This is a genomic window from Aporhodopirellula rubra, assembly GCF_014192335.1.
In the GTDB taxonomy this organism is placed as follows: domain Bacteria; phylum Planctomycetota; class Planctomycetia; order Pirellulales; family Pirellulaceae; genus Rhodopirellula; species Rhodopirellula rubra.
Map to the genome: position 1 here is coordinate 1 of NZ_JACHXU010000049.1, position 9,285 is coordinate 9,285.

Annotated in this window: 4 protein-coding genes; 1 reads left to right on the forward strand and 3 read right to left on the reverse strand. The window is 52.2% G+C overall.

Features of this window, described 5'->3' with window-relative positions; all coding sequences use genetic code 11:
- Positions 1-72: 72 nt before the first annotated feature.
- From FHS27_RS30300 to FHS27_RS30310, 3 genes are all read right to left on the reverse strand, one after another.
- A complete protein-coding gene (locus FHS27_RS30300) occupies positions 73-969 on the reverse strand; it encodes a serine hydrolase domain-containing protein (protein WP_184310136.1) in 897 nt (298 codons plus the stop codon).
- Positions 970-1,739: 770 nt separating this feature from the next.
- A complete protein-coding gene (locus tag FHS27_RS30305) occupies positions 1,740-4,724 on the reverse strand; it encodes an FG-GAP-like repeat-containing protein (protein WP_184310138.1) in 2,985 nt (994 codons plus the stop codon).
- Between the two features lie 473 nt (positions 4,725-5,197).
- On the reverse strand, positions 5,198-6,412 hold the full coding sequence (locus FHS27_RS30310) for a DUF1559 domain-containing protein (protein ID WP_184310140.1): 1,215 nt from the start codon (positions 6,410-6,412) through the stop codon (positions 5,198-5,200).
- 1,186 nt (positions 6,413-7,598) lie between these two features.
- Here FHS27_RS30310 and FHS27_RS30315 point away from each other — a divergent pair.
- The gene (locus FHS27_RS30315; protein ID WP_184310142.1) at positions 7,599-8,966 is read left to right on the forward strand and encodes a Gfo/Idh/MocA family protein; all 1,368 of its coding nucleotides are present in this window, start codon (positions 7,599-7,601) and stop codon (positions 8,964-8,966) included.
- The last annotated feature ends 319 nt before the right edge of the window (positions 8,967-9,285 follow it).

The window sequence follows — 9,285 nt, forward strand, 5'->3', positions numbered from 1 at the left end:
CGGTTGCCGCCGACGAAAATTGGAAAGTTGCGGAGGGCAGATTCTGCCCTCCGGGAGACCATCTTTCAACTTTCAACAATTATTGGGACGCTTCCGTGCTTCGGTAGGCCAAAAAGTCGTTTCATTCATGCCAAGTGGTTCGAATATGCGTCTTTGCAGGAATTCGTCATACGTGATCTTACTGACGACCTCGACGATACGAGCAGCGATATTCATTCCTTGATTTCCGTATTGATATTTATCGCCCGGATGCCACTGTAAGGGGCCGGTGACAGAACTGATCGATCGAGCCTTGAGCGACGAAGTATCATTGCCAGTCACCAACTGAAGTTCAGATTGCCCTGAGAGGCCGCTTGTGTGGCTCAGTAAATGTCGAATCGTAACCGGTCGCACAGGTGGTCTGAGTAAAACGTGTTCGGCGTCGCGTTCCTCGACAACCATCCAATTGCGTAGTTGCGGAATGTATTTCGTTGCTGGATCGTCTAGGCTCAGTTTGCCCTCGTCAACGAGCATTAGAATCGAAGCGCCCGCAAACATTTTTGTCATGGACGCAATCCAAAACACATTCTCGTCTGAAATCGGAATTCTATCTTCAACATTCGCAAAGCCGATCTCGTTCTTGTATCTCAGTTTGCCATTTCGATCGGCGATAATTGCGACGACACCGGCCAATTGGTAGCTCTCAAGGTACGGCTGCATTGCTAGGGCAACGTCCTCGTTAGCGGTTGGATGAATCGTTTGACTTAACGCGGGTATCGGGCTAACGAATGCCATGCTCAGAAAGAGGAGCAGTAAGCCTATGTAGCTGTGGTGATTCAGAAATGGACGGTGCATTTGCATTGGATGTTGCGAATGTTTTGATGATGTAAATGTTTCCTTGATCAGCCGCATGTCGCAATGAATCAACTCGCTGAAAGCTGCAACGAGATCAGGTTCAGCTATTTCGGGGATGTCACGCGAAAGCAGCAAACGCCGATTCGCCGGCGACTTCTTTGGCTGTCAATAGCGACACACTGTATCATTCTTTGCTCTGCGGTTTTCTCGGTGGCCTTGGGCAGGAATAGTCTCCGCACTTCGCTTTAGGCTGATAATATCTAGTTGCGAATGAAATCTGCTAATGAATCCGCTGTTTATCACAGCTCATCTCAATTTGGTCCGTTTGGGTGGAGGTCCCTGCGCGCCAATGCGGCTATCACGCAACGTTAACTTCGGTGACGCGTCAGACGCTGAATTGCATTTGTCCGTTGGTCCGAATCCGCGATGCCATGTCATGTCTTCTGAGTTGAGCAATCCGGCGATTTCGCACTTTTCGTAGTCGCATTGCGCTGCCGTCCGCAGGCAATCGGTGTGCTTGATATGGCTTTCCTTCGGACGAAATGGGGATTCGTTAATATCGGACGGACCGGGATTTCGTCGGCGACGGCTAATCCGGTTTCCTCGATGACAGTTCGCTTTCGTGCGGAGTTACGATAAGAAAAAGCGACACCGGTCAAAAGGTTACGAAGGAAATTCAGGAAACTGGTTTCGCCGAGTGTTTTGGGAAACCTTTTGCGGCTGATCCTGATGCCACGATCTCGATCTGATTTCAAACGCGAGGGCCATTGCCGAGTTCATCTCGAACGGCATTGCCTTGTTCAAGCGTGAGTTGCTTGCGCGAGTCTCGAAGGTGACGAATGGCATGTTCCCGATAGATTTCGGTAGCATTATTGCCAAAGGCTGACAGCAGTCGGGCCACCGAGCTAACGCCCCTTTGAAAGAAAGAGTTTGCTTTCGAATGGGGAAGGCTCGTTCTGAACAATGATCCAGCACCGGTCTCCCTTCAATTCGGGTAAAATTTGCTCCTGTCCATCTGGCCAATAAATCGTCACTTGATCTGCGTGGTCGCTGTCCCCTAATCCGAACGACAAGATCGACTGATTCTTGCACATGTATCCGTCCCCCGACGTGACTGTTGCGGTAGTCTTTGCTCCCCCAAAGCTAATTTCGACAGTCGCGCCAATTGCATCTCGCTCTGCTGTTGTTCCCACCAACGCGAGTTGCAGGCAATGATACGGGCTCTTTGTTTGGTTCTCGAGTAGCGAAGCATGTTGCTTCAAGTCAGTCACAACTACGTCCATTTGGCCATCGTTGTTCCAATCACACTTGGCTAGTGCTCGTGAGAGATGGCGGCTGGTCCAGTATTCTGGATCACCCGCAACTTGCATTTGCTCAAATCTGCCATTTCGATTCGCGAAGATTTGGGTAGGCATTTCAAACAGCATTCCTTCGTCGGAGAAATCATCGATGTGGCCGTTTCCGACTATAAGATCAACATTCGAATCGTTGTCGTAATCGATGGCTTGCGCTCCAAACCCGAGCATTTCGAGTGAATCAACATCCAGACCCATCGGTAAAGCTTGATCAACGAATATGCCATCTTCTAATTGAGAGAAGTGATTGGACCATTGCCCCGCGAAATTCGTGATGTGTAAATCCTGACGTCCGTTGTTGTCAAAGTCGGCAACTGCTATCCCCATACATGCCAACGGCATACCCCCTGGGCCGTAGGCAAGACCGCTCGTCGTCGCGATGTCATTCCAGGAAACGTCATTCTTTTCTTCCGAGTATGCCCAGAATTGGTTTGCCATCATGTCGTTCGCGATGAATGCCTCATTGGGGGAGGCTTTATCGAAGTTCGCCAAGACAACACCCAGTCCAGTCGATCGTGACGCCGTTTTTCCCCCTAGAGCCGAACCCTCCATTGCGCCATCTCCCTTTGAAATGAATAAGCGGTCGTAGGCTGGGCGGAATTGAAGTGGCCCGGGGAGCTTAAGTGGTTTACCATTTGAACTGAATTCAATCGCATCATAGATGCTGGGGTCGTCCAGGTAGTTGACTTCAACAATGTCCGGGAGATTGTCATTGTTGATATCTCCCATTGCCAGTCCAGTCGTGTAGGTGGCAGTGGACCAAGTTTCACCACCAGGCTGGGAACAAAACGTTCCATCTCCCTGGTTTATTAGCAGCTCGTTTTGCTGGATATTGCCAATCACGAGATCGGGGAAACCATCTTGGTTCCAGTCTCCTACAGTCACTCCGAGAGAGTAGCGGCGATCGTCGCAATGAGCTGCGTCTGTAACGCTACTGAACCTCGTTCCGTTGTTGCGAAAAAGCTCGTTCGGAAGAGCACTCAGACCATAGGGTGGATCGCTGGCACCTTGACCGAAGTAGATGTCAACCAAACCGTCGAGGTTGTAGTCCAGGCACGCCACGCAGGCGCCATGTGATTGAAAGATCAGGAAGTCTTTTTCAACTGCTGAACTCGCGTTTTTGTATTGGAACACTAAATCAACATCTGGCGCAACGTTTACGAAGCCGGGTGATAGCGCATTCTGGTCAACTTGCTTAGCAGGCAGTTGTTTCGTTTCGCTAGTCTTTTCGGTGTTTCCAAGCCATGAATGATCTAGTGGGTAATCCGCTAACTCCAATCCGCAAAGCCTTGAATCCTGGAAGTTCGAATGCCCGAAATGGTTTGTTTGTAAGTATTTTTGAGCGAGCAATTCTTTCGCGTGGGAGGGAGCGTTGCTTCGATCCAGTAGCGAGCCATACCACCCGAGGCTTTCCAGTGGGCGACCAGCCTCTGCTAGTCGGTTGGCTAGCTTGGGAATAGCGACCCTGAAAGATTCGGGCGAAGAAAGAGCTTCCCGTGTTAGTTGCTCCATTATCTGGATGGACTTTGCTCGCTCAGCGAACTTTGAGCTTTCCGTGGCTTTTCCGAGAGCCCGAAGGGACTGGGCCATTCGAAAGTTTGCTGCCGAGTCACCGGGTTCCCGTAAGATAGCCTCAGAATACATTCGCACGGCTACTCGGTGCTTCTGCTTGTACAACGCCCATCCTCCAAGGGCCATCCAGTACGAAGGGTATCGCTGGCATCCCGGTGGCACCTGCTGCACCCAAGTCTCAAATTCATCAAATTGCTGCGATTCCAACAGCACTTGACCGTAGAATGCGACCACGCAAGGGTTATTCGCTTGGAATAGATTACTGCGTTGTAATACCTCGAGCGAGTCACGCATGTCGCCTTCGCTGAAAAGAGCGCGTGCCACACTCATTACCCCAGCTCGACTTACCGCGTCTGGGTCATCAAAGCGAGGTTTTTCTCTGAAATTGGCAAATGCACGACTTGGGAAAATGAGTCCTCGCAGTTCGCTCTCAGTCGCTACGCCACGACGGCATAGTTCTCTAACGTGCTCATTTGCATCGAAGCGAAAGCCGCGAGCGTTCAGGATTTCTGTCAATGAATGACGTGCTTCATTGAAGTCGGGATACTCTATTACAAGTGCTTCGAAACGGCTTGTTGACTCTAGCCATCGCTCCGATTTTGCGAGCAAAATTGCTGCACTTGCCCTGTAGATGCGGTCGTCTGCAGGCGATGCTACCGCCGCCGCATCAAGTAGCTCAACTGCCTCGTCAACCAGTGTTTTGGCGTACGCAATGTTTGCCGCAATCGCTAACGCTCGCGAGTCATTGGGCTTTCGCAACAGATATTGTTTGATTTCGTGGTGCGCTGTTTCGATATCATCCAGCTTTACCAGTCGAGCGATTGCGTCCAGTGCGTCCAACCCGTCGTTTGTGGGGCGCTGTCGCTTCCCTGGTTCTTTCAATACACCATCGACATTGTGTGCACCGCATCCAGCCGCCAGAATCACGATGGCAAATATCAATAACCAGTCACGCGGAAACACTAGCAATTACCTTAACGCGGGCTCCAAGGTCAACAAGCCGCGACCACTACGCTGCCAGCGGCCCCGGCTTCAGTTGAGCTTAATCAGCATTGAAAACCTCAATTGGACCGTCCGTCGCGTCCTTCAGACATTCTGGCCTTCACTTCTTCCATCCGTTGAGCCTCCTCTTGCTGCCGTTGGGCAAGCACCTCAGCCTCAGATTTCTCTGGTCCCTTAACAACTGAAGGCTGCGACTTAGAACAGCCAGTGAACGCGAACGTGAGAAGGAGAACTGCGCTCAAATTCGAAATCGAAATATTCATCAAAAACCTCAGGTAGTATAAAAATGGCAAGACCAAATCTTGACTTAACAAAGCACATCCAAAAGCGATGCCGATTACGCAGAAATGCTCGCGGGTTGCTCCGCAACAGCGCGAAGCAGCGGCAAGGGAAGCTAGCGAGCCTCCCTTGCCTTTCCGCCTCAAGTCGGCCTGTTACAACTCGGTTGAAATGACCTCTTTGCTGGCGCGTGTCCCTAGTGCTCCCCAAAGCCCGTATGGACTAATTGAACCGGGAGCCCTAACACCTCCTTCATGCCGCTTGACAGTCCCGATGGTGCTATCACCTGCGTCAATTGAATCAGTGATGAATTTCACGGCTCCATCGCCCATCACAACGTGCGCGCCCCCAGGGTGACGACTGCTTGCGGTGAGCGTTCCGACGGAGTCATCGCCGTGGCCAAAGCAGAGCTCGCGATTTGGTGAAAGGATGGTGGTAAAGCTGGTGTACAAAGCTCGCCCGTCGGACCATCGGTAGCCTCGCTTTCGCTCGTCTCCGGCAATATCCACGGTGCCTGCCCAAAAACCTGGCTTTCTTTCGTTGAACAACGAAGGATCTTCGCGGCATACTGACGGACGGTGCGTCACCTGGCCGGAGCGTCCACCGCCGCCATGAATCGCGGGGCTTGAGCGAACGTCCCTGTCCCCCAGGTCAGTAATGATCTCGCCGAGCATGACAGTATTGGCCAAGCCGTCAAGCACATCGCGAAAAGCCATCTTTTGGCGAGGAATGAACACGCCTCGGCCACTCGCCCGCACGTCCCTAGCCTGGTCAACACTTGTCTCAAAGCCCGCACCCTGTCGGTACAAGCCGTGATCTAGCCAGTCCAATCCTTCGCCTATGCAGGCCGCGTAGTTGGTGCGTCCTTGGGCCGGGAGGCCGGTCCCAGGATCGCTCGGGCAACGCAACGCAGGCAACTCAGTAACCCAAGGCAAGTAGGCCGTCTCGTCAGGGCGTGGGCCCATCGGAGCGTATGCCGGGGTGATCAAGTTGTTGTCGACATCGACACCCAATGGAGCACTAACCTGCTCCCAAACTGATTGCTGCTCGAAAAACGGCAGCAACCCGACTAGATAACTAAGCTGAAAATCATTCAGCTTTTGGTTATTCGCCAAGTCAAATGTGCTTGAGTCATCCTCGCGATAGGTGCCTCCCAGCTGCATGGGGAGCTGGTCATACGCACTGTGGTAGTTATGAACTGCTAGGCCTAGTTGCTTCATGTTGTTACTGCAACTCATGCGGCGAGCCGCCTCTCGTGCAGCCTGGACAGCAGGCAGCAATAGCCCTACCAAAACTCCAATAATCGCAATCACAACAAGGAGTTCAACCAGCGTGAACCCTCTTCTTAAACGCTTTTCCACTTTCAACATCTCCAGAAAACAATAAACAAAAATTCCCAAAGGAACTTAGCTTGAGATCGGGGGCTCCGGTCTGCCTCTAATCACAGCGAATTGCGATGATGACGCTAGGTTCTGTGGGGGAACCGAGTGAAGTTGCTTGGTTCGTTCTGCTAATAGCTCGCGGTTCGTTGAGGTTACGTGTAAAAGCTGGAGGAAATTTGTGGCGGGTTGCTGCTGGCGATGCGGATTGCATGGCTGTGAGGCATCACTCGGAACCTGAGGTTGTGTGCGCTCTCCGTCCTGTGATGGCCCTTTTGCCGTGGAGCGAGACGTTCAATCGAGTTCACCTTTAACTCGATTCGTGCATGTTTTCGTTGGGGACAAGTCGTGTTGGGCAATGCGAGCATTTGTCTTCCAGTGAGGTCTCGCGTCGAAAGGTCGCAGATGCACTTCATCGTGCGGTTTGCGACTTCTGTTCGTTGCGTTCTCTAACGCCTGGTTGAAAAGTGTAGAACCGATAGCTGCTTTGATCGAAATAGGAAACAGCAGGTTGTTATCTCACTGAGGTTTTTTGGGCGTAAGCTGAAGGCCTCGCGTCAGGGATATGACTCGGGAATTGCTTGACCACGACCCTCAGTATCGGTTGTTTTTTCGGGTGGATTCTCGCCAGACTTCCCAACGGTGTCTTCGTCTTATTGTGTTATCGTTGAGCGATGCTGCACAGGCGTCCAACCGAGTCGGGCAGGTGCCGAGTTTTGGTGTTCAGGTTCGGTTCTTGGGTCAGGCGTTTGCTGCTCAGTTGCACTTGCCGAGCGGGAAGCGAGGATCGCGATTCAGTACGTAGGGACTCGACAATCTTCTTCCGTAACCTGAGTGCGAACGGGGCTATATGCCTTGCATCGGTGAGTCCGTTTACATGGATGTTCTTGTAGCAGATTAATCACGAGCGTAATCGATTGTGCTTCTTCTTCGCTGATCCTTTGCGGCAGCGGGATTTGCTTGGAGTTTCGAATGATCTCTCTGTTTTCTGAATGACTTGATCGCAATTTCTATGGCCCGAGACGCGAGTTCTCAGGGCTCGGTTCATTGCGGTTGAGAAACGTTAGTTAGTCAAGCATCCGCGTTGGTTTGGATCTCGCCGGCAGTCACTGTTGATGCGACGCCTTGTTGTTGCACACCCCATTGTTAATCCTCTTGAGAGAAGCGTTACACTTCTATGTTCACCCCAAAAAGATCTGATCGACGTGTTTTTCTAAAGGCGGCGGTCGCGAGTGCTGCGGCTAGCGTGCCTTACCACTTTTCGAACGAACGATCGCTTTCTCACGAGATCAAGTCGAAGAATGACCGCATGAATGTGGGCGTGATAGGGTCAGGCGGAATCGCTCGGGAGAACATGGATGCGTCGAAGCAGTGGCTTGACATCGTAGCGATAGCCGATGTCGACAAGAGTCGCCGCGAAGAATTCAATGGCAGGTTCGCGGGTGGGAAAGCCGCTTTGACCGAAGATTATCGAGAGGTAATCTCGCGTGAAGATATTGACGTGATTCATGTTGCCACGCCTGATCATTGGCACACCAAACCGCTTGTCGAAGCGATGTTAGCGGGAAAGGATGTCTACTGCGAAAAACCGCTGACGTTGACGATTGATGAGGGAAAACTCATTCGAAAGGTGCAGAGGGAAACAGGGGCAGTTGTTCAGGTAGGGACGATGCAAAGGAGTCAGTTTGACACGTTTGTCAAGGCGCTCGCGATCGTCAGCGAAGGGAGGCTTGGTCGTATCAAGCAAGTTCAAGCCGCAATCGGTTCGGCGCCTGCAAGTCCTGCCATTCCGGTCAGGCAAGTTCCTGATGGATTGAACTGGGATCGTTGGCTAGGGCCAGCCCCCAAGGTTGCCTATCGTCATTCGGAGGGCAGTAATAACGGCTTGTCGAACTGTCACTATGAATTTCGCTGGTGGTACGAATACAGTGGTGGCAAATTGACGGACTGGGGGGCCCATCATGTAGATATTTGCAACTGGGCGCTTAAGCTGAACGGGCAATCCGAAGGGCCGAATTTGATCGGCGGAACGGCTAGTCATCCCGTCGAGTTCAAAGAGGGCTTTCCCGTCGAAACGGATCGCTACAACACGGCAACCAACTTTCATTTCACCGTATCCTACCCGTCCGGTGCGGAGATGATTATCCGCAATGATACCGACAACGGTGTGCTAATTACGGGCGACAAAGGACGCATCTTTGTTAATCGCTCAAAACTTGTTGGCAAACCTGTTGAAGACCTTCAGCACAACCCATTGCCTGAAGACGCGCTCGCGAAGGTCTACCGTGGCCTACCAATGGAAAGGGCTGGTAGTCGAACGGCTCACTGGGGCAACTTCCTCCATTGCGTTCGCCAGAGAGAGACTCCGATCTCGGATGTCGAATCACACATGGAGATGCTTAATGTGTGTCACCTAGCAGGTATCTCGGCTCGGTTTGGTCGGGCATTGAAGTGGGACAATATCAACGAGCAGATCGTTGGCGACGAACAAGCAAATCACTTTCTCGCGCGACCCTATCGCGAAGGTTATGAGATCGAGATGTAGTGCGTTCTCAAGTAGTACCAGTGGTGCCACCCACCCACGCAGTCGTGCTGTAGGCACCTAATGCGGCGGTGCCATCCACTCACTTTAAACTGGCGCTCAGAGGCGTCGCTCAGCCAGTCTGAAGATGCCCTGCCTGAGCAATGTGAGCGAACGCTCCGCGGTTGGACGAGAAAAACGTACTGACCGCGGAGGTTCGGCCACAATCTTGCGGCCACGGCAACGATATCGTGTTGTAAGCAACGAATGCGAGCCTATCGCGTTCTCAAGCCCTCGCCTGGCACCCGTGATTCCGCGACTTTCCTGTTTGCGGCGAGGGATG

Coding starts and splice junctions, on each gene's coding strand:
- FHS27_RS30315 (WP_184310142.1), top strand. CDS start 7,599: ATGTTCACCCCAAAAAGATCTGATCGACGTGTTTTTCTAAAGGCGGCG.
- FHS27_RS30310 (WP_184310140.1), bottom strand. CDS start 6,412: ATGTTGAAAGTGGAAAAGCGTTTAAGAAGAGGGTTCACGCTGGTTGAA.